Below are 20,807 nucleotides of genomic sequence, written 5' to 3'. Positions count from 1 at the left end.
AGGCCTTAAACAGGCCGACCTCAAATAGGCTCTCCGGCGCACATTGGAAAGCGGCTAAATGCGGCAATATTAACGGCGGCAAGGATTTAGCCGGTGTTTTGGCGGCAATTACCGCCGGCAATCCTGTGCCAGCCGGTCCAGCGCCTGGGCCAGACCCTTCAGCGAAAACGTATCGGTGGTCTCCGTACCCTTGGCGGAGACGCCCTTGACGGTCACATCCGCCGCCTTGCGCAGGGCTTCCACCATGCGCTCTTCCTCGGCGGCGTTCTTGATCCAGAGACCGTCGCCCTGCGTGTACATCGCATAGCGCGCGCCGCCGACTTCCAGCGTGGACTCGGAGCCCGGCTTCAACTGATAGCCGATCATGATCGAGACTTCGTTGGATACCTTCTCGGCCGGGCGGGTCGAGATGAAGGCGTAAGCGGGATCGCGCGGGCGGTTCGCCGGATTGGTCTTCGACGACGCGGGCTTCGCCAGCGCGAAGCAGACCTTCTTGCCGTTCGGCGTTGCGGTGTAGGCGCCCCAGGAGCCGAACTGTCCGACCAGCGTGGGCTCGCCGCCGCCGGCGGCGGCCGGTGCGGCAGCAGCGGGTTTCGCCGGCGCTGCCTTCGGAGGTGCGGCGGCCTTACCCTTCGATGCGGCACTCTGCGCCTGCGCAAGATCGGCAGGAGCAATCGTAACGATGCCGATCATCGCTACACTCATCGACACAACTGTCAGGAATCGCCGCACGGACATCAAGTCTCGATCCTCTATCATTGTGACTGGAAGATGGCTCGCAACGAGACGGCTCTGCCAAAACGATTTGGAATCGCTGACGTCACGCTGTCTGCCATAGACGCAAATCGCTTTCTTGAAAAGCGCAGCTGCAATTCTCGCAAGGATAGCAGTCCTTGCCTTGCTGCGCGCTGACGGCGCAGTAGCCGTCCTCAGTTTTTTGCTCGGTTTCCTACTCAGCCTTTCGTCCGCGCCGCGCGCTGCGCTGCCCACTGCGCATCACTCCACTGCAGCAGGTCTTCCGCGCCCGATGCGCGCAGGTGTGCGCCGCCGTCCTGCACCACCATCTCGCCATTGATGTAGCCGGCCTGATCGGAAATCAGGAAGCTTGCGAGATTGGCGAGTTCGCTGTGTTCTCCGACACGGCCCAGCGGGTTCTGTGCCGCAGGGCCGCTGTCGCGTGCCTCGGGCCGCAACTGTCCGGTCGCGCCGGTGGTGGGGAACGGGCCCGGCGCGATGGCGACGGTGCGGATACCCTTGGGTCCCCACTCCACCGCAAGCGACTTCGTCATGGCAAGGAGTCCGGATTTGGCCATCGCCGATGGCACCGTGAAGGCGCGGCCGGTGATGGTCGACGTCGAGAGGATGCTCAGCACCACGCCCTTGTGGTGTCCCGCGATCCAGCGCCGGCCGGCCTCGAGCGTGCAATACATTGCGCCATGCAGCGTAGGCGCGAGGATCGCGTCGGCGGCGCGGGCGGAGAGATGCTCGCTCTGCGCGATGAAGGTAGCCGCGGCATTGTTGACGAGGACATCAAGCGGCCCATCCCGCCAGATCGCCTCCATCATTGCCTCGACCTCCGCGGCGTCACGAATGTCGCAGGTAAAGGTTTTGACCTTGCCGCCGAAATCGGTACGCAGTTGTGCCGCAGTCTGTTCAAGCAATTCAAGCCGGCGGCCGCAGATAGCGAGCTCGGCGCCCAGCTCCGCGAAGCGGCGACTCATGGACGCACCGAGGCCGGAGCCGCCGCCGGTGACCAGGATGCGCTTGTTGGCGAGCAACGTTGTCTCGAACATGGGACGGTTCCTTGTTTGGCCGCAGGGCGGAATTACCTTTTATCGAATCAGATTGTAGCGCGTCGTCAAATCCGGCATGACTCCCTTCAACTGTCTCAAGCCGAAGGTCAGATGATCAGATGAAAGCCATTCTCTGCTCGCAATTCTGCGAACCCGATGATCTCGTTCTCGCCGATATCGATGATCCCGTCGCCGCCGACGGTCAGGTCGTTATCGCCATCAAGGCCGCGGCGTTGAATTTCTTCGACATCCTGATGATCCAGGGCAAGTACCAGATCAAGCCGCCGTTCCCGTTCTCGCCGGCTGCGGAAGTCGCCGGCGTCATCGAGAGCATTGGCAGCGGAGTAACTGGCCTCAAGGTCGGTGACCGCGTGGTCGCATCCGTGGGCCACAATGGCGCGCGTGAAAAGATCGCGGTGCCCGCGGCGTCGGCCGTGAAGATTCCCGACAATCTCGATTTCGATCGCGCCGCCGGCGTGATCATCACTTACGGCACCGCGCTGCATGCGCTGGAAGATCGCGCCAGCCCGAAGCCCGGCGAGACGCTGGCCGTGCTCGGTGCCGCTGGTGGCACAGGCCTCGCCGCTTGCGAACTCGGCAAGCTGCTCGGTCTCAAGGTCATCGCCTGCGCATCGTCGGACGAGAAGCTGGAATTCGCCAAGAAGCACGGCGCGGATATCGGCCTGAACTACGCAACCGAAGATCTGAAGGAAGGTCTGAAGAAGCTGACTGACGGCAAGGGTGTCGACATCATCTTCGATCCGGTGGGCGGCAAATACGCGGAAGCATCGCTGCGCGCCATCGCCTGGGAGGGCCGCTTTCTGGTAATCGGCTTCGCCGCCGGCGACATTCCGAAAATGCCGCTCAATCTCGCGCTGCTGAAAGGCTGCGACATCCGCGGCGTGTTCTGGGGTGCATGGGTGCGGCAGAACCCCGAGAAGAACCGCGCCAATCTGGAAAAGCTGGTGAAGTGGGCCGCCGAAGGGAAGATCTCATCCCACGTCGACCGGACCTTCCCGCTGGCCAAGACGGCCGATGCTTTGAAGGTACTCGCGGGCCGTCAGGCCATGGGCAAAGTGATCCTTCATCCATAAAGCTGAATGAGGCGGACGCGGATTACGCGTCCGTTTCACCTTTCGCCAATCCACGTGCGATGGCCGCTCTGGCAGCAGCACGATGCTCTTCGTTGATGTGGCTCGCCACCATGCGCAAGGCGGTGGCCAGCACCGCGGCATCATCCGTGAAGCCGAGAACGGGCAGCATGTCCGGCACGAAATCGAACGGCAGCACGAAATAGGCGATGGCGCCGAGCAGGGCCGCCTGGACATGGCGCGGCGTCTGCCGGTCGAAGGCGCAGTAGTAAGCAGCCAGCAAGTCTTCGGCGAAAGGCAACTTGACGGCCAGCTTCTTCAGCTTGCGCCAGAACTGCTTGCGTACGCTTTCGCGGTCTTTGGCCAGTTCATCGGCTGGCTCGAAGCCCACGCTGTGGTCGGTTGCCATCGGCAAGGTCCTCAAGACTGCAGATTGCAGCCTTAGGCTTAAATGGTGATCTGGCTCCGTCGTCGCAACATTCAGCAACGGGTCAGGAGTGGGCGAGTTGCCCGGCGATGGTATTCATGGCCTTGGCCAGATCGACGTCGCGCTGGGTGACGCCGTCGGCATCGTGGGTGGACAGCACCACCTCCACCGTCTTGTAAACATTGCGCCATTCCGGATGGTGGTCGGACTTCTCCGCGACCACAGCGACGCGCGCCATGAAGCCGAAGGCCTCGTTGAAATCCTTGAAGGTAAAGGTTCGGGTGATGGCGTCGCGCCCGGAGACCTCGCTCCATCCTGTCAGCTCCTTGAGTGCCGCCTTGCGGGCCTCGGCCGAGAGTCGTTCCACCATGGCAACCTCCTGCTTCACTTGAACTTTACTCTAACGCCCGGTGACACAGTTGGGATCCATGCCACAATAAGGCAGCAAATGCCGCGCATGCAGGAAAGTAACCAAGCCCGCCGGTAACCATGCTGCCGGTGGAACGGCGCGTCGACCCGAAACTTTGCTACATTGTCGCTCGAACCCATTTGGCGCAGATGAATTTGAAGCGATTGTTTTCCAGATCCATGGCAGACGGTCCCGATGTTGTCGGGCCGATAGGGCCGCCGTCGCCACGGTCGATCCGGCGCAAGATGACGCTGATCACGCTGGCCGGGACTCTGGCGATCGTTGCTGCCGTGGCCGGCGCTTACTACTTCGCCATGAAGCCGGTGCCGCTGCGGATCGCCGTCGGTCCGCCGAACAGCGACGACGTCAAGGTCGTGCAGGCGCTGGTGCAATCGTTCTCGCGCGATCACTATACAGTCCGGCTGCGACCGATCCTCACCGAAGGCGCCACAGCCAGCGCCAAGGCGCTTGCGGATGGCAAGGCCGATCTCGCGATCATCCGCGGCGATCTGGAAGTGCCGAAGAATGCGCGTGCTGTTGCCACGCTGCGCAAGAACGTCGCCGTGATCTGGGTGCCGCCCGCGGTCAAGGGCAAGAAGTCCGGCCCGAAGATCACCAAATTTTCGCAGCTCGCCGGGCGCCGCGTTGGCGTGATCGGCAAGACGCAGGCGAACGTCAACCTGCTCAATATCATCCTGCGCCAATATGGCGTCGATCCGGCCAAGGTCACCATCGTGCAGTTCTCGACCACTGAAGTGGCCGAGGCCGTGAAGGACCAGAAGGTCGATGCGTTCCTTGCAGCTGGTCCGGTGAACAGCAAGATCACCAATGATGCAATCCAGGCGTCGAGCCGCGATGGCACGCCGACTTTCCTCGCGATCGATTCCGCAGAAGCCATCGCGCAGAATTTCCCGATCTACGAGGCGTCCGAAATTCCGGCCGGTGCATTCGGCGGCGCGCCGGCGCGTCCGGACGATGACGTCAAGACCATCAGCTTTTCGCATCACATCGTGGCGCGGCAGGGTCTGTCCGATGTGACCGTCGCCGCCTTTACGCGGCAGTTGTTTGCGATCCGCCAGCAGATCATCAACGACTTCCCGCTGGCTGCGAAGATCGAAACGCCGGATACCGACAAGGATGCGGTGATCCCCGTACATCCCGGCGCAGCCGCCTATGTGGATGGCGAAGAGAAGACGTTTCTCGATCGCTACAGCGATTACATCTGGTGGAGCCTGATGGGGCTCTCGGCGATGGGCTCGATCGGCGCCTGGTTCGCGAGCTATCTGAAGAAGGACGAACGCAATGTGAACGTCTCGCAGCGCGATCGCCTGCTCGACATGATCGCGACCGCGCGCAAGACCCATTCGCTGGAAGAGCTCGACGGGATGCAGGCCGAGGCCGACGAGATCCTGCGCGATACCCTCAATTGCTACGAGCACGGCGCGATCGAGGAAGGCACGCTGACCGCCTTCAACATCGCACTCGAGCAATTCCACAACGCCGTCGCCGACCGCAAGGCGCTGATCGGCATGATCCCGCCGGAGCCGATCCGTCAGCAACCGCGGCCGCTTGCAGTCTAGCGCTTGAGATAGCGCCAGCCGATCACGCCGCCGCTCACCGAGACGATGGTGCCGAGGATCGACAGCAGCCACACCACGATGTCCCAGGCCGGGCGATACATCAGCAGCAGCTTGAAATCCAGACTGTGCAGCGCGTTGAACAGCCAGCGATAGGTGCGCCGGCTGCTATCGATGCGGCCGAGAATGTCGCCTGTGACGGGGCTGATGTGAAACCAGGTTTGCGCGTCGTCGTCGAACTTTGCGCGCAGCACCGGCAGTTCGCGGACATTGTGGTGCGCGTACCAATAAGCGTCGTATTCTCCGATAGTTAGCCGGGTTTCGAGGCGCGATTCCGGCAGCAGCGTTGTTGCGGCTTTCCAGAGACGATCTTGCGGCAGTCTTGCGATTTCGCCGCTTGTTGCATCGATCACCGTCTTCGTGCCGTCGCGCTGCGCGAAAATCGAGAACGGCATGCCGTCGAGCCACACGAAACGTGCTTCGACCGCACGCCTATCCGCTAGTGCGCCCAGGGTCGTTGTGATGGTCGGCGCATCATGGCCGGCATAGCGCTGCAATATCTCGCGTGGCGTATTGCGATTGGCGAAATATTCGCCGGGGTTGAGCGACAGCCAGCCGGAGAACATCCAGGTCAGCACGAAAGCGCCGACGATCAGGCCGGTGACGTGATGCCATTTCATCCAGCCGCGATAGGGCGAGATGCTGCCGCTTGCATAACGCCGCTTAAGGCGCACGCGCAAAATGCCGATCCAGATTCCGGTGACGCCAACGATCAGGCAGATGCCGGAGATCCATAGCACCACCAGCCGCCACAGTGGTCCGTCCTTGCGTAGCACGGTCGGATAGATCCAGTGCGGGATCGAGCCGAGCCAGTTCCAGATGCGTTCGGTGCGGTTGGTATCGAGTGCGATCTCTCCGGAGCGCGAGGAGACGTAGAGTTTGGTGCCGGCGTCGTCGCCAAGCGTGACGAGATACAACGGGCGCAGCGGATCGTAACGCGCGGTGACACTCCATTGGTCGCGATCGACGGTTTCTTCGAGTTGAGGCGCTTTGCTGGCGGGATGATGCCCGGCAACTGCGAGCGCCTGTTGTTCGGTGACGTCAGTGATAGTGCGGCCATCGATGGCCGAGATCGCCTGCCGTTTGCCATCCCAACCGGTCAATCGATAGACCGGCTCGTCGGCGACCATGTTCAATCGCAGATCGCGTGGATACCGCGTCGTGCCTGCCTTCTTCATCGCGTCGTCGGGAGACAGTGCCGCTTTCTCCCAGGCGATGTCAGGCAATGCCGCCAGCCGCTCTTTATCGGAGAGGCCGGGAAACGCGACATACATCATCACCACGCCCGAGATGAACCACATCGCGAAGAAGAGACATGTAACGATACCGACCCAGCGGTGGCCGATATACAGCCATCGCCTTGCCGTTCGCATCAAAGCCCGTTTCACGGTCAGAACTTTACGTTGAGCGCGAGTTCTGCGGTGCGCGGCATGCCGAGCAGCCATTGCGTGGTGCTGCCCCCCGTCGCGTAGACGGTGTCGAACAGGTTGTAGCCGCGTAGCGTTAGCGTAGTATTGGCCGTCGGCTTCCACTGCAATCCAGCATTGACGAGGGTATAACTCGGCCGCGTCAGCGTGTTGGCATTGTCGGTAAAGGTCTTGCCGATAATCTGCACGCCGGTGTTCACCGACCAGTCCGGCGCGAACGCCCATGTGACCCAGATGTTGGAGACGTTCTGCGGCACATTGATCGGGACATTGCCAGCGTAGTTGACGGCCACCGTCGGCGTTCCCACCGATTGCACGAAGTCATCATACTTGGCCTTCAGCCATGCGGTGTTGGCATCGATCCGCCAGCCGTAATCGAGCGCGAGACCGACCGATGCCTCGATGCCGCGTGACGATTGCTGCCCGACTTGGACCACCAGCGACGGCAGGTACTGATCGCGCGCCAACAAATTGTTCTTGACGATCTGATAGCCTGCCAGCGTCCACTCCCCTCGGCCGCCCCAGAACGACTGCTTGACGCCGATCTCGACCTGCTTGCCGGTGGAAAGCGCAAAATTCCGGTTCGTCGCTGCCAGTGAGATCAGGCCACCGACCGGATCCACCGCGGTGGCATACTGCCCGTAAAGGGCCAGGTCCTTGATCGGCGTATAGACGGCGCCGACGCGCCAGCTGGTTGCCGAAAAGGATTTTGTGAAGCTGTTCGCGGGCGTCACGAAATCGGTGCGCTCGATGGTCGGCTCGTCCTGACGAATGCCGCCGACCAGGGAGAGCTGTTCAGTGACCGACAGCCGGTTCTCGGCGAACAGGCCGTACTGATTGGTGCCGCTGCTGAAGCCAGGTACAGTCGGATTGGAACTGGTGAAGACGCCGGGATCGAAATTGGAGGGATTCACTGACGACGTGTTGGCGGGACTACCGTTGTTGGTGTGCCTGAACACGATGCGGTTGACGTCGAAGCCCGCGACGAACTCGTTCTTCATGCCGAAGATATGGCCGCTAATGGTCGCGTCCGTGCGGTTACCGATCTGCTGTTGATCGTGATAGATCTCGAGATAGCTGTTGCGGTTGATAAGTCCAGTGGTCGCGTTGTAGGCGTAGCTTTCGAGATCCTTCCAGTGCCGCTGGCTGTTCAGGTAATATAGCGTGTTGTGGATGGTGACGGCATCGTTGACCTGTAACTCGCTCTTCAGCTGGGTCCAGCTGTCCTTGTAGCGGATGTTGCTGTCGTTGACGTTGTAGTTCTTGAAGCGCAGCGCTTCATCGAGCTTGCCGTTGATCAGTGGCGTGCCGAAATAGCGCGACGGGCTGCGGTCGCCGTAATCCGTCGACAGTATCCAGGACAGATTTTCCGACGATTGCACGCGCACCGCGGCGGAGACTGCCACGTTCGAGGTCTTGTCGCGATCGACCCAGCCATCCGACATGTTGCCCGTGGCGGTGATGCGGTAGGACACGTCCTTGTTGATCGGCCCCCCACTGTCCACCGACAGGCGCCGCGTCAGATTGCTGTCGATGGAAATCTCGGCCTGATTGCGCTGCGTGGGCAGCGGCATCTTCGAGATCACGTTGATCGCGCCGCCGATGGCGCCTTCGCCATACATCACCGACGCAGGGCCACGCAGCACCTCGATGCGCTGCGCCGACCATGTATCGAACGGGAATGTCAGCGTGCCGGAGCCGACATAGAGCCGGGTGCCGTCATACAGGGTCATCACCGAGCCATTGCCGGTAAAGCCGCGGGTGTTGAAGGCCAGTCCGCCATTGCCTGGAGCCGGGCTGGCCGTAAAGCCGGTGGCATTCTGTGTGACGGCGTCGATCACATTGTGCTGGCCGCGTTCGGCGATGGTCTCGGCGGATATCACCTCTACGCTGGCCGGGGTCTCCAATCGGGTCAGGCCGAGGCGGCTGCCGGTCGACGTCGTGCCGGTGAGGTTGAGTGTCGGCGCTGCGAAGACGGGGCCGGTCGGCGTGGCAACCGGCGCGCCCGTGTTGGCTGCAGCGTTGCGCTGCTGACGTGAGCGCGCGGCACGCGTGGGCTTGCCTGACGTAGCGCGGCGCGCGCGCGTTGGCGTCGCCGTCGGCTGCACCACTACGGGGTCGAGTACGTGATGCGATTGCGCTGGTCGCAGCGAGCCCTCGGCGGGCACAAGGAAGCAGGACAATGCGACAGAGGAAAGGAGAGCATTGCATCGCTTGGATGCATGGGAGACGGAGGTCATCTACAGGACTCGCGGTTACGTGGCACGTCACCGCAAACCAAGTCTCGCCGCCGCTTTCAAAGAGGCAGTGTGACTTCCACCAGGACACCCCGCCCAATGTGCTCGCGTGTGACCACGACTGGCGGCAGGTCTCCTGGCTCGCGGGTCAATGCCTGTCGCCGCCTTCCCAGGTGAACACCCAGTGGCTCTTGGCGCAGGCTCGCCGCTTACAGTTGCGGGGGCAGCCGCGGAATCGGGGGATACCCTCACCGCATTCCCTTTTGATCCCCGAAGGGAACCGTCGTCTTCACGTTAAGGTGAAATTTCCAAATGTGTCAATCAAGCTGCCAGTCATTCGCAACTTGCGTCGACGGGTGTTGATATTGCGCATCACCTGTCATCGCAGCGTCAAGCGTTCTGCCTAGAGCCACATGTGCCAAAGCCCGGATTCAGGAGTTCGCCATGGCACTACGTTTATCCCGCCGTCGTTTTCTCGCGCACACGGCTGGAGCGGGCGCAAGCTTCCTCGCGATGCCCACTCTCAGCCGCGCCGCCGATCGCCCAATGGTGTCGCATGGCGTGCAATCCGGCGATGTCGGGATCAACAGCGGCATGATCTGGTCGCGCGCGGACCGGCCGGCGCAGATGATGGTGGAAGTCGCCACCACCGAATCCTTCAGCAATGCGCGCACCTTGCCGCCGATGGTGGCGCTGCCTGAAACCGATTTCACCGCAAAGCTGCTGCTCGATAATCTGCCCGCAGGGCAGGACATCTTCTACCGCGTCAAATTTCGCGATCTTTCGCATACCGAGATCGTCGGCGAGGCCGTGACCGGCCGCTTCCGCACTGCGCCGGCAGATCGCCGCGATGTATCATTCGTCTGGGGCGGCGATGTCGCCGGTCAGGGCTGGGGCATCAATGCCGAGGATGGCGGCATGGTCACCTATGCGACCATGCGCAAGCACGATCCGGATTTCCTGATCCATTCCGGCGATACCATTTACGCCGACGGCCCGATCCTGCCTGAAACGAAATTGCCTGATGGTACGATCTGGAAGAACACCATCACGGTGCCGGAAAAGGCGAAGGTTGCCGAGACGCTCGACGAATTCCGCGCTGCGCACAAATACAATCTGCTCGACGACAATGTTCGCGCCTTCAATGCGCAGGTCCCGATCTTCGGCCAGTGGGACGATCACGAAGTCACCAACAACTGGTCGCTCTCGAAACAATTGCCGGCGTCTTACAAGGAGCGCGACATCACGCTGCTGGCCGCGCGCGGCGCCCGTGCCTTTCACGAGATGTATCCGATCTCGGTCAACCCGACCGAACCGGGCCGCGTCTATCGCACGCTGAATTACGGCCCGCATCTCGACGTCTTCATGCTGGACGAGCGCAGCTATCGCGGCCCCAACGGCCCGAACCTGCAGGACACCTATGGTCCCGATGCCTATTTCATCGGGCCGGAGCAGATGGCCTGGCTGAAGCGTGCATTGATGGCATCAAAGGCAACCTGGAAGGTCATCGCCTCCGACATGCCGATCGGCATCGTCGTCGAGAATGATGCAGTCAATCACACGGGATCGGAAGCGATCGCGCAGGGCGACGGCCCGGCCCGCGGCCGCGAGCTGGAAATCGCCGACATCCTGCGTTTCATCAAGTCGGCCGGTATCCGCAACACGGTCTGGCTGACGGCCGATGTGCATTACACGGCGGCGCATTATTACAATCCCGACAAGGCCCAGTTCCAGGATTTCGAACCGTTCTGGGAGTTCGTTTCCGGCCCGTTCCATGCCGGTACGTTTGGTCCCGGAGCGATGGACAATACCTTCGGTCCCGAAGTGCGTTTCGTGAAGGCGCCGGGGCCCGGAAAGCAGAATTTGCCCCCATCGGCCGGGATGCAGTTCTTCGGCCACGTCAAAATCGACGGTTCGAGCGGCCAAATGACCGTTACGCTCCGGGATCGGGCCGATGTGGCCCTTTGGGCCACCGTTCTGGACCCGAAATTGGGCTAACCTTTTGGTAGATTCGCATTGTTTTTCGGCGATTTCCCCCTATATTGCGCCGCAACGCGTCCGAGTACCCGGCCCCTTCTGGCCGGGTTTGCTTTTGGAGGGATTGCCCCAGCGCGTTTTCAGACGAGGCAAGTTATCGAACGCGCTCGAGCGCAAGGCATCAGCCTTTTGTCGAGCATGTCTTGTTGAACCCGCTCAAGGGCACCCAGACCGTAACCAGAAGAAGACCTATGAACCTTCGCAACATTGCTATCATCGCCCACGTTGACCACGGCAAAACGACCCTCGTCGACAAGCTGCTGCAGCAGTCGGGCACGTACCGCGATAACCAGCGCGTCCAGGAACGCGCGATGGATTCGAACGACATCGAAAAAGAACGCGGCATCACCATTCTCGCCAAGTGCACCTCGGTGCTGTGGGATGACGTTCAGATCAACATCGTCGACACCCCGGGCCACGCCGACTTCGGCGGCGAAGTCGAACGCATCCTGTCGATGGTCGATGGCGTGATCGTGCTGGTCGACGCTGCTGAAGGCCCGATGCCGCAGACCAAGTTCGTGGTCGGCAAGGCGCTGAAGCTCGGCCTCAAGCCGATCGTCGCGATCAACAAGGTCGACCGTCAGGACGCCCGCATCACCGAAGTCGTCAACGAAGTGTTCGACCTGTTCGCAGCGCTCGATGCCACCGACGACCAGCTCGACTTCCCGATCCTGTACGGATCAGGCCGCAACGGCTGGATGGCCGACAGCCCGGACGCGTCGCATGACGTCGGCATGAAGCCGCTGTTCGATCTCGTCATCAAGCATGTCGCGCCGCCGGTGGTTGAAGAAGGTGCGTTCCGCATGCTCGGAACCATCCTCGAAGCCAACCCCTATCTCGGTCGCATCATCACCGGCCGCATCTCGGCCGGTTCGGTGAAGCCGAACCAGGCCGTCAAGGTACTGTCGCGTGACGGCAAGACGGTGGAAACCGGCCGTATCACCAAGATCCTGGCCTTCCGCGGCCTAGAGCGCCAGCCGGTCGAACTCGCCGAAGCCGGCGACATTGTTGCCATCGCCGGTCTGCCCAAGGGCACTGTCGCCGATACGTTCTGCGATCCCAGCGTTGAAATTCCGATCCAGGCCCAGCCGATCGATCCGCCGACCGTGTCGATGTCCTTCATCGTCAACAACTCGCCGCTCGCCGGCACCGAAGGCGACAAGGTCACCAGCCGCCTGATCCGCGACCGCCTGCTGCGCGAAGCCGAAGGCAATGTCGCGCTCAAGGTCGTCGAATCCGCCGACCGTGACGCGATGGAAGTGTCGGGCCGCGGCGAATTGCAGCTCGCGATCCTGATCGAGAACATGCGTCGCGAAGGCTTCGAGCTGTCGGTGTCGCGTCCGCGCGTGGTTCTCACCAAGGACGAGAACGGCAACACGCTGGAGCCGGTCGAAGAAGTCGTCATCGACGTCGATGAGGAATTCTCCGGCGTGGTTGTTCAGAAGATGAGCGAACGCAAGGCCGAGATGATCGAGATGCGTCCGTCGGGCGGCAACCGTCTGCGTCTGGTGTTCTACGCGCCGACCCGCGGCCTGATCGGCTATCAGGGCGAACTCATGACCGATACCAAGGGTACGGCGATCATGAACCGCCTGTTCCACGACTACCTGCCCTATAAGGGCGAGATCGCCGGCCGCCGTAACGGCGTGTTGATCTCCAACGACCAGGGCGAAGCGGTTGCCTACGCCATGTTCAAGCTGGAAGATCGCGGTCCGATGATGATCGAGCCGGGCTGGAAGGTCTACAAGGGCATGATCATCGGCGAGCACACCCGCGAAAACGATCTCGAACTCAACGTTCTCAAGGGCAAGCAGCTCTCCAACATCCGTACCACCTCGAAGGACGAAGCGGTGCGTTTGACGCCGCCGATCCGCATGACCCTCGAAAAGGCGCTGGCCTATATCGAGAGCGACGAGCTGGTCGAGATCACCCCGAAGTCGATCCGCCTGCGCAAGAAGCATCTCGATGCCAACGACCGCAAGCGCGCCGAAAAGACCAAGGAAGTGATCGCGTAAGCGAGAGCATTCTTGAGTGAGTTACGAAATGCCCGGCGAAAGCCGGGCATTTTTGTTTGGTGCGATGCTTTCACTCCGCCCCTCATGGTGAGGAGGCACGTAGCGCCGTCTCGAACCATGAGTTGGTGTCGCGCCGATGCGTGTGGCCATCCTTCGAGACGCCGCTGCGCGGCTCCTCAGGATGACGGCGCGTCAATTTGCCGGCGCTCCCACCTGCTTCAACGGATCCGCTTTCGCAAACGCCTCCATCGCCTCGCAGGTGGTGACGATGCGATCGATGGTCGGAATGGCTGCAATCTCGATCTTCAACACCTTCATGGTCGCGGTGATGCTGAGCAGGCAGATATCGGCGATGGTCACCTCGTCGCCGTGACAGAAGCGGCCGGTGGCGGGCTCGCTGGCAAGGCGCCTTTCGACGGCGACGAGGCCTGTCGTGAACCAGTGCACCAGCCAGGCGCGGACGGCTGCATCGTCGAAGCCGGCGGTGATGGCGAGATATTTGCGCACCCGCGGCGTAATGAGCGGATGGGTGTCGGCGGCCAGCATCGCGGCGATCGAGCGCACCCGGGCGCGGCCGTGTGGATCGCTCGGCAGCAGTGGCGGGGTCGGATGGATCTCGTCGAGGAATTCCAGGATTGCCAGCGACTGTGTGAGTGGCAGGTGGCCGGGCTCGATCAGGGCCGGGATCGCGCCGAGCGGATTGATCTTGAGGAACGCATCCCCGCGCTGTTCGCCCTTGTCGAGGTCGATCACGCGCTCGTGCGCTTCCAAACCCTTCAAGTTGAGCGCCACGCGCACCCGGTAGGTCGCGGATGTCCGCCAGAAGCCGTAGAGCTCGAAATCGTGTGGGGCTGTCATGCATTGTCTCCGAGGGCAGCGGTGGCTTGAATAATTCAAGCAAGCCTTTATCCCGGTGTCACGACAATCCGGTGTGACATGACGTGATGAGCACGAATCTCCCCTCCGAAGTTGATGTCGCCATCATCGGTGCCGGTGCCGCGGGCCTCGGTGCGGCACGTACGCTGGAAGGCTCCGGGCTCTCCGTGATCGTGCTGGAAGCACGCGACCGGATCGGCGGCCGCGCCCACACGATCATGGCGGCCCCCGGCATTCCGTTCGACCTGGGCTGTGAATGGCTGCATTCCGCCGACAGGAATGACTTTGTCGGCATCGCGAAACACCTCGGCTTCGCTATCGACAAGTCGCGCCCGCCGTGGCGCGATCAGGCCTATGACGCCGCCTTCTCAAGGACGAAGCGCGATGAATTCTTCGCCGCGATCGATGCGTTCTATGAGCGCGCCGAGGAGGCCGCGGACAACGCGATTGATGCGCCCGCCGCGACCTGCCTTGAGCCCGGCAATCCGTGGAATCCGATGATCGATGCGGTCTCGACCTATATCAACGGGTTCGAGCTCAAGGATGTGTCGCTGCACGACATGGACGCCTATGAGGACACCGAGATCAACTGGCGCCTGCCCGATGGCTATGGCGCGCTGATCGCGGCCTATGGCGCGCCGTGTCCGGTGGCGCTGAATACCGAAGTCACGCTCATCGATCATTCTGGCGTGCGCATCCGCATCGAGACCTCGCGCGGCACGCTGAGCGCGGCGAAAGTCATCGTCTGCGTGCCGACCAATCTCATCGCCAGCGAGAATGTCCGCTTCACGCCGCCATTGCCCGGCAAGGTCGAGGCCGCCGCGGGCCTGCCGCTCGGCGCGGACAACAAGGTGATACTGGCGCTCACAGACGCGGAGAAGTGGCCGTCCGATATCGGCTTGCGCGGCGCCGCCCTGCGCACCGGTGTCGGCAGTTTTCACCTGCGCCCGTCCGGTCGCCCCTGCATTGCCGGCTTCTTCGGCGGCACATTCGCGCGCGAGCTGGAAGATGCCGGCGAGGGGGCGCTTGCTGCGCAGAGCATCGACGAGATCGTGGCGCTGCTCGGCTCGGACATCCGCGGCAAGCTCACGCCGCTCGCAGAATCCCGCTGGTGCCGCGATCGCTTCGCGCAAGGCGCCTATTCGGCGGCGAAGCCCGGCCATGCCGAAGCGCGGGCCGTGCTCGCTGCGCCATTGGATGGACGTTTGTTCTTTGCCGGCGAAGCAACGTCGCCGAACTTCTTCTCGACCGCGCATGGGGCGCGGGAAAGTGGAGAACGGGCGGCGAAGGAAGTGATGGCGTTGAGTAAGCGCGCGAAAGCTTAGCGGAGTGCGCTACTCGATCACCCTCGCCCTCATCCCCGCATCCGGCATGATACATGCCTCCGTCTTCCCGAAAATCCGATAGCGGTTCGTCGCAATCAGATTGTAGACGGGATTCCGGAGCGCCTTCGGCACGGCAAACAGCACGCGCACCCACTGCCAGCCGGGCAGGTTCGACAGCACCGTCAGCGCCGCATCGGATTGTAAGTAAGCCACGCCGCCATGGATCACGGCATTGGTGTCGGGATCGGTAGGATCGATGCCGAAATGGCGGGCGAGGCGGCTGCCATAGTCTGACTGGATCGGGGTGAAGCGAAAGCGATGCTCGGTGTCGCGTTTGGCCACGAACTGGATCCAGCGCGAGCAGAAGATGCAGACACCGTCATAGAGGATGACGTCGTCATCGGGCCAAGGCTCGGTCACTGCGGTGTCCACTCCAGTTGCCCGGGCTTGCGCGTCATCGAGTCTTTGCGGGCCTGGCCGTGATTGCCTTCAACGCCTTGTCCAGCGCGGCACCATAGATGTCGTCACCGCCGTCGCTCTCCGCAAGCCAGTGGCCTTCATTGCGGAAATCAGGCAGCTCGCGGAGATCGACCCTGGCGCTCCCTTTGCGAAACGCATCGGCGAGCTGGCGCGACAGGGTCGTCGAAAAATAGCTGTCGTTGCGCGCGACCAGCCAGATCACGGGCACGCGCGCCGTCTGCCCGAAACTTGCGGCAGCGGCGATCAGGCGCTGCGGCGCGCAGACCTCACTGGGCCTGTCATTGGCATGGCCGCCGCGCCCGGGCGCAAAGGCGACAATCGCTCTGACGCCCTGCGGATTGGCGCTGGCCATGGCCAGTGCGCCCCAGCCGCCCGCGGAATGGCCGACGACGATCGTGCCGTCGTGGCGTATGAACGGTTGTTTGCGGATCTCGGTCATCGCTGCCGCGATACTCTCCGCCGTCGCACGGCCGGCGTTGAGATAGTCCGCATCGTCGCAGCCGCCCTGGTCTTCCAGATAGCGCCCGCCGGTGGCGCCATGGCCCGGGCGTTCAGGCACCAGCACAGCGTAGCCATGGCTAACGAACCAGGAGGCCAGTGCGCGATATTCCGGTTGCGGCATCTGGGCGCGGCGCAGCGCGTTGTGTGTGGAGGCGTGTGCAATGATCGCGAGCGGGAATGGGCCTTTGCCCGGCGGACGAAACAGCACGGCGCGGGAACTGGTATTTGGATCGGGCGACGGTACCGACCAGACCTGACGGCGATGAGGCGCTCCTTCGGGACCTTGTGCGCCATATGTCTGGGCCGCTGTCGCGCAGGTGCTGCCGATCAGGGCAGCCAGCAGGCAAAGCGCTTGAAGGTGTTTCATGAGCGCTCGGGGACTTTCGTGCGGACTCAGTGGCTGCCGCATTCTATACGCCGCGAATCACATGGGTGCAGTTCCGCACATCAGGACCCGTGTGCGGTTGCGGCATGACTAGCGCCGACAAGTGCCAGCAGTGGAAAACGCGGCGCCTGGCGCGCAGGAGATGCAGTCCTGTCCTCTTTCGATACAACTCTTTTGGCAAACTGATGCTGAAAATCCACACGTTAACCGATAATTAACGATGGACCTTGAAGAGCGCCCGCCGACTTGCTTTGATCCGGTCATGAGCACAACCCTGATCGAGGTTCGGCCGGCCAAAGCTGCGGATGCAGCCGCGGTGGCGTCCACCCATGACGAAGCCTGGCGCGCGGCCTATCAGGGCCTCATCCCGGGCCCCGAACTGGAAAAGCTGATCAATCGCCGCGGTCCCAGCTGGTGGGATTCGGCGATCCGCAAGGGCAGCCGCGTCAGCGTGTTGTGCTTCGGTGACAAGGTCGCGGGCTACGCCAATTACGGTCGCAACCGCGCCCGCAGCCTGCAGTTCGAAGGCGAGATCTACGAACTTTACCTGCGTCCGGAATTCCAGGGCCTCGGCTTCGGCCGCCGCCTGTTCGCCTCCGCCAAGCGCGACCTCGTGCAGAGCGGGCTGAAGAGCATGGTGATCTGGGCGTTGTCGGACAACGAGGGGGCGACGGAGTTCTACCGCGCTCTGGGCGGCCGCATGGTGGCTCGTTCCTCGGAGCGTTTCGGCGCAAAATCGCTCGATAAAGTGGCATTCGCCTGGACGAATTAAGCCATTAAGCCGGTTCATGATTTTCTGGTCTCGCAGGCGTTGAATCCGGGCTCCCGCTCGGCTACGCCTGTCGCAACCTGTCCTATGAAATCTGGAGTGTTTGATGCGTCTTGACGCAATCCCGCTCGGCGCCAAGGCGCCGCATGAAGTGAACGTCGTGATCGAGGTCCAGGTGGGCGGCGAGCCCATCAAATACGAGATGGACAAGGAATCCGGCGCACTGTTCGTCGATCGCTTCCTCTACACGCCGATGCGTTATCCCGGGAACTACGGCTTCATCCCGCACACCCTGTCCGGCGACGGCGATCCCTGCGACGTGCTGATCGCCAATACCCGCGCCATCGTGCCGGGCGCTGTCATGAGTGTGCGCCCGGTCGGCGTGCTGCTGATGGAAGACGAAGGCGGCCTCGACGAGAAGATCATCGCGGTGCCGACCTCGAAGCTCACCCAGCGCTACGACAAGGTAAAGAACTACAGCGATCTGCCCGAGATCACGCTGCAGCAAATCCAGCACTTCTTCGAGCACTACAAGGATCTCGAGCCCGGCAAATGGGTCAAGGTCGTGCGCTGGGGCGATGCCGCCGATGCACAGCGCCTGATCCTCGAAGGGATCGAGCGCGCCAAAGCGGCAAAGACAAAGTAACAGAGCCTGGCGTAGCAGAAGGGGACTTCCGATGCGCCGATGGATCAAATTACTCCGAACGGCCGCGCTGATCATCACCGCGGCCGTTCTGCTGCTTGCGGGCATCGTTCTCGTCAACACGTTCAGCCATGGATCGCGGCAGCTTCAGGTGACCGCGCCGGCGAAAGCGCCGGTCGATGAGCAGGCAGCGGCGGAGCGACTTGCGGAAGCGATCCGCTTCCCGACCATTTCCAATTTCCTCAATCCCGATCAGGCCGCCGAACCGCTGCGTGCGATGCAGGCGCATCTGATGGCGAGCTTTCCGGCTTTCCATGCCGCGGCAAAGCGCGAACTCGTCGGCAAATACAGTCTGCTCTACACATGGGAAGGCAGCGATCCCGCTTTGAAGCCGATTGCGCTGCTGGCGCATCAGGACGTCGTGCCCATCGCGCCAGGGACCGAGAAGGACTGGCAGCAGCCGCCGTTCAAGGGCGTCGTCGCCGATGGCTTCATTTGGGGCCGTGGTTCGTGGGACGACAAGGGCAATCTCTATTCAATCCTCGAAGCCGCCGACGCCATGGCGAAAGCGGGCTTCAGGCCGAAGCGCACGATCTATTTCGCTTTCGGCCACGACGAGGAAGTCTCCGGCACGCGCGGCGCAAAGGCGATCGCGGCGCTGCTGACGGCGCGCGGCGTGAAGCTCGATTTCGTGGTCGACGAAGGCCTGCTGATTACCGAGGGCATCCTCAAAGGCCTCGACAAGCCGATGGCGCTGATCGGCGTGGCCGAGAAGGGCTATGCGACGCTGGTACTCACCGCGCATGGCACGCCCGGCCATTCGTCGATGCCGCCGCGCGAGACGGCGATCGGCATGATGAGCGCGGCTCTGACGCAGCTTGAGAACAAGCGCCTGCCGATGCAGATCCGCGGCACCGTCGGCGAGATGTTCGATACCATCGCGCCGGAGATGAGTGGCTTCAGCCGCGTGGTGCTGTCCAATCTCTGGCTGTTCAAGCCGCTGTTGCTGCGCGAATTCGAAAAGAGCGGTCCGACCGAGGCAACGGTGCGCACGACCACGGCACTGACGATCTTCAAGGCCGGTGAGCAGGACAATGTGTTGCCGGGCAATGCCGAGGCCACGGTGAATTTCCGGCTGTTGCCCGGCGATACCCAGGCCAGCGTCACCGAACATGTGCGCAGCGCGGTCAGCAACGATAAAATTTCGATTGCGCCGTTCCCCGGCAATACCGATCCGCCGCCGGTGACCGGCACGGCGAGCCCGTCCTATCGCGCGCTCAACCAGACCATCCGCGAGATCTTCCCGGATGCGCTGGTGGCGCCGGGCCTGATGGTGGCGGCGACGGACTCCCGGCACTACACGGACGTCACCGATAATATCTTCCGCTTCTCGCCGGTGCGCGCGACGTCGGAAGACCTCAAGCGCTTCCACGGGACGAACGAGCGGCTGAGCGTCGCGAACTACGCCGACATGATCAGGTTCTATCGACGGCTGATCGAGAATACGGCGAATTAAACTGCAGGCGCTTCCAGCTTTTGGATCGCACAGGCCGCGCGCAGCGTATTCACCAGCAGGCAGGCCACGGTCATCTGACCGACGCCGCCGGGCACCGGCGTGATCGCGCCGGCGGTCTTCAGCGCTTCCTGATAGGCGACGTCGCCGACGAGTCGCGTCTTCCCCTCTGCGCCAGGCAGGCGATTGATGCCGACATCGATCACGGTGGCGCCGGGCTTGATCCAGTCGCCGCGCACCATTTCAGGTCGGCCTACGGCGGCATAGACGAGATCGGCCTGCGCGCAGAGCTTGGCGAGGTCGCGCGACTTCGAATGCGCGATAGTCACGGTGGCGTTTTCATTGAGCAGCAATTGCACCAGCGGCCGGCCGACCAGATTGGAGCGGCCGATCACGATGGCATCCATGCCTTCCAGTGATGTGTGCACGCTCTTGGTCAGAATGATGCAGCCGAGCGGTGTGCAGGGCGACAGTGCGGGCATGCCACTGGCGAGACGGCCGGCATTGGTCGGGTGCAGGCCATCGACATCTTTCGCGGGATCGATGGCGTTGACGACGGCGTCGGTGTCGAGTCCCTTCGGCAGCGGCAATTGTACGAGAATGCCATGCACGGTGGGATCGGCGTTTAGCTTCTGCACCAGCGCGATGAGATCGGCCTGCGCGACGTCGGCCGGCAGCTTGTGCTCGAAGGAGGCCATGCCGGCTTCTTGGGTCTGCTTGTGCTTGCTGCGGACATAGACCTCGCTGGCAGGATCGCTGCCGACCAGCACCACGGCGAGGCCGGGGGTCACGCCATGCTCGCTCTTCACGCGCGCCACTTCGGCGGCGACGCGGCCGCGTAATTCAGCGGCAATGATCTTTCCATCGATGATGCTGGCGGTCATGTGTCGGTCCTGTCGTCAGTGTCGTCGGGCATTGCTGCGGTCATACTGCGCAGCATCTCACCAAGTTTTGTCGGGTCGCCGTCGACCGCGATCTGTTTGACGCGCGATGTGGTGCCGGACAGCACGCGCACGTCGCGCTTCGGTACGCCGAGCCGCTTGGCGAGCAGTTCGGTCACGGCGCGGTTGGCTTCGCCGCCCTCGGCGATGGCGCGAACCCGCACCTTTACCACCGAGCGGCCATTGGCCATGGTCTCGATCCCGTCGATGTCATCGCGGCCGCCGCGTGGTGTCACGCGAACGGCGATGCTGACACCGTCAGTGGAGTAGCGCCAGGGATCCGCCACGAACCCGGCGGCCG

General features: G+C 62.5%; 19 protein-coding genes and 1 riboswitch. Of the genes, 8 read left to right on the top strand and 11 right to left on the bottom strand.

Annotation, left to right across the window (positions count from 1 at the left end):
* Nucleotides 1-108: 108 nt before the first annotated feature.
* Complete coding sequence (locus CIW50_RS01005; protein WP_502707340.1) at nucleotides 109-738, bottom strand: invasion associated locus B family protein; 630 nt, start codon at nucleotides 736-738, stop codon at nucleotides 109-111.
* 215 nt (nucleotides 739-953) lie between these two features.
* Complete coding sequence (locus CIW50_RS01000; RefSeq protein WP_149529444.1) at nucleotides 954-1,793, bottom strand: SDR family oxidoreductase; 840 nt, start codon at nucleotides 1,791-1,793, stop codon at nucleotides 954-956.
* A gap of 119 nt (nucleotides 1,794-1,912) precedes the next feature.
* Here CIW50_RS01000 and CIW50_RS00995 point away from each other — a divergent pair, with 119 nt between their 5' ends.
* A complete protein-coding gene (locus tag CIW50_RS00995) occupies nucleotides 1,913-2,887 on the top strand; it encodes an NADPH:quinone oxidoreductase family protein (RefSeq protein ID WP_149529443.1) in 975 nt (324 codons plus the stop codon).
* A gap of 22 nt (nucleotides 2,888-2,909) precedes the next feature.
* Here CIW50_RS00995 and CIW50_RS00990 read toward each other — a convergent pair whose 3' ends face one another.
* Both CIW50_RS00990 and CIW50_RS00985 read right to left on the bottom strand, forming a co-directional pair.
* Nucleotides 2,910-3,293 carry a YkvA family protein gene (locus CIW50_RS00990; RefSeq protein ID WP_149529442.1) on the bottom strand — a complete coding sequence of 128 codons (384 nt, stop codon included), beginning with the start codon at nucleotides 3,291-3,293 and terminating at the stop codon, nucleotides 2,910-2,912.
* An 82-nt stretch (nucleotides 3,294-3,375) separates the two neighbouring features.
* Nucleotides 3,376-3,699 carry a 4a-hydroxytetrahydrobiopterin dehydratase gene (locus tag CIW50_RS00985; protein WP_283808807.1) on the bottom strand — a complete coding sequence of 108 codons (324 nt, stop codon included), beginning with the start codon at nucleotides 3,697-3,699 and terminating at the stop codon, nucleotides 3,376-3,378.
* A 200-nt stretch (nucleotides 3,700-3,899) separates the two neighbouring features.
* Here CIW50_RS00985 and CIW50_RS00980 point away from each other — a divergent pair, with 200 nt between their 5' ends.
* Nucleotides 3,900-5,300 (top strand): TAXI family TRAP transporter solute-binding subunit, encoded by a 1,401-nt coding sequence (locus CIW50_RS00980; protein ID WP_149529440.1) that lies wholly within the window; start codon nucleotides 3,900-3,902, stop codon nucleotides 5,298-5,300.
* On the opposite strand, the gene CIW50_RS00975 is transcribed toward CIW50_RS00980, so the two are convergent.
* A complete protein-coding gene (locus CIW50_RS00975; protein WP_172980181.1) occupies nucleotides 5,297-6,730 on the bottom strand; it encodes a PepSY-associated transmembrane domain-containing protein in 1,434 nt (477 codons plus the stop codon). The two genes, CIW50_RS00980 and CIW50_RS00975, sit on opposite strands and share 4 nt — an antisense overlap.
* 17 nt (nucleotides 6,731-6,747) lie before the next feature.
* Entirely contained in the window at nucleotides 6,748-9,024 is a 2,277-nt protein-coding gene (locus CIW50_RS00970; RefSeq protein ID WP_149529438.1) for a TonB-dependent receptor, read from the bottom strand.
* Between the two features lie 106 nt (nucleotides 9,025-9,130).
* A riboswitch (cobalamin riboswitch) is annotated at nucleotides 9,131-9,321 on the bottom strand.
* A gap of 144 nt (nucleotides 9,322-9,465) precedes the next feature.
* Between CIW50_RS00970 and CIW50_RS00965 the strand changes: the two genes are divergently transcribed.
* Nucleotides 9,466-11,019, top strand: coding sequence for an alkaline phosphatase D family protein (locus tag CIW50_RS00965; protein ID WP_149529437.1), 1,554 nt, complete (start codon nucleotides 9,466-9,468; stop codon nucleotides 11,017-11,019).
* Nucleotides 11,020-11,249: 230 nt separating this feature from the next.
* Complete coding sequence (gene typA / locus CIW50_RS00960) at nucleotides 11,250-13,073, top strand: translational GTPase TypA (RefSeq protein WP_149529436.1); 1,824 nt, start codon at nucleotides 11,250-11,252, stop codon at nucleotides 13,071-13,073.
* 192 nt (nucleotides 13,074-13,265) lie between these two features.
* Here typA and maiA read toward each other — a convergent pair whose 3' ends face one another.
* Nucleotides 13,266-13,931 carry a maleylacetoacetate isomerase gene (gene maiA, locus CIW50_RS00955; RefSeq protein WP_149529435.1) on the bottom strand — a complete coding sequence of 222 codons (666 nt, stop codon included), beginning with the start codon at nucleotides 13,929-13,931 and terminating at the stop codon, nucleotides 13,266-13,268.
* Nucleotides 13,932-14,017: 86 nt separating this feature from the next.
* Here maiA and CIW50_RS00950 point away from each other — a divergent pair, with 86 nt between their 5' ends.
* Nucleotides 14,018-15,274, top strand: coding sequence for a flavin monoamine oxidase family protein (locus tag CIW50_RS00950; protein ID WP_149529434.1), 1,257 nt, complete (start codon nucleotides 14,018-14,020; stop codon nucleotides 15,272-15,274).
* Nucleotides 15,275-15,283: 9 nt separating this feature from the next.
* On the opposite strand, the gene CIW50_RS00945 is transcribed toward CIW50_RS00950, so the two are convergent.
* Nucleotides 15,284-15,694, bottom strand: a complete 411-nt coding sequence (locus tag CIW50_RS00945; protein ID WP_149529433.1) for a thiol-disulfide oxidoreductase DCC family protein — start codon at nucleotides 15,692-15,694, stop codon at nucleotides 15,284-15,286.
* A gap of 34 nt (nucleotides 15,695-15,728) precedes the next feature.
* Nucleotides 15,729-16,622, bottom strand: coding sequence for an alpha/beta hydrolase family protein (locus CIW50_RS00940; protein ID WP_149529432.1), 894 nt, complete (start codon nucleotides 16,620-16,622; stop codon nucleotides 15,729-15,731).
* Nucleotides 16,623-16,902: 280 nt separating this feature from the next.
* On the opposite strand from CIW50_RS00940, the gene CIW50_RS00935 reads away from it, so the two are divergent.
* From CIW50_RS00935 to CIW50_RS00925, 3 genes are all read left to right on the top strand, one after another.
* Nucleotides 16,903-17,412: a GNAT family N-acetyltransferase gene (locus CIW50_RS00935; protein ID WP_149529431.1), complete on the top strand. Its 510-nt coding sequence runs from the start codon at nucleotides 16,903-16,905 to the stop codon at nucleotides 17,410-17,412.
* Between the two features lie 103 nt (nucleotides 17,413-17,515).
* Entirely contained in the window at nucleotides 17,516-18,055 is a 540-nt protein-coding gene (gene ppa / locus CIW50_RS00930) for an inorganic diphosphatase (RefSeq protein ID WP_149529430.1), read from the top strand.
* A gap of 31 nt (nucleotides 18,056-18,086) precedes the next feature.
* Nucleotides 18,087-19,568, top strand: coding sequence for a M20 family peptidase (locus CIW50_RS00925; RefSeq protein ID WP_149529429.1), 1,482 nt, complete (start codon nucleotides 18,087-18,089; stop codon nucleotides 19,566-19,568).
* Here CIW50_RS00925 and folD read toward each other — a convergent pair.
* Entirely contained in the window at nucleotides 19,565-20,449 is an 885-nt protein-coding gene (folD, locus tag CIW50_RS00920) for a bifunctional methylenetetrahydrofolate dehydrogenase/methenyltetrahydrofolate cyclohydrolase FolD (protein ID WP_149529428.1), read from the bottom strand. The genes CIW50_RS00925 and folD overlap by 4 nt on opposite strands.
* Complete coding sequence (locus CIW50_RS00915; RefSeq protein WP_149529427.1) at nucleotides 20,446-20,793, bottom strand: DUF167 domain-containing protein; 348 nt, start codon at nucleotides 20,791-20,793, stop codon at nucleotides 20,446-20,448. The genes folD and CIW50_RS00915 overlap by 4 nt, the downstream gene beginning before the upstream one ends.
* Between the last annotated feature and the right edge of the window lie 14 nt (nucleotides 20,794-20,807).

It is taken from the genome of Tardiphaga sp. P9-11, assembly GCF_008329525.1.
In the GTDB taxonomy this organism is placed as follows: Bacteria; Pseudomonadota; Alphaproteobacteria; order Rhizobiales; family Xanthobacteraceae; genus Tardiphaga.
Note: the sequence above shows the minus strand (reverse complement) of the source record. Positions and strands in the feature narration are given on the sequence as shown.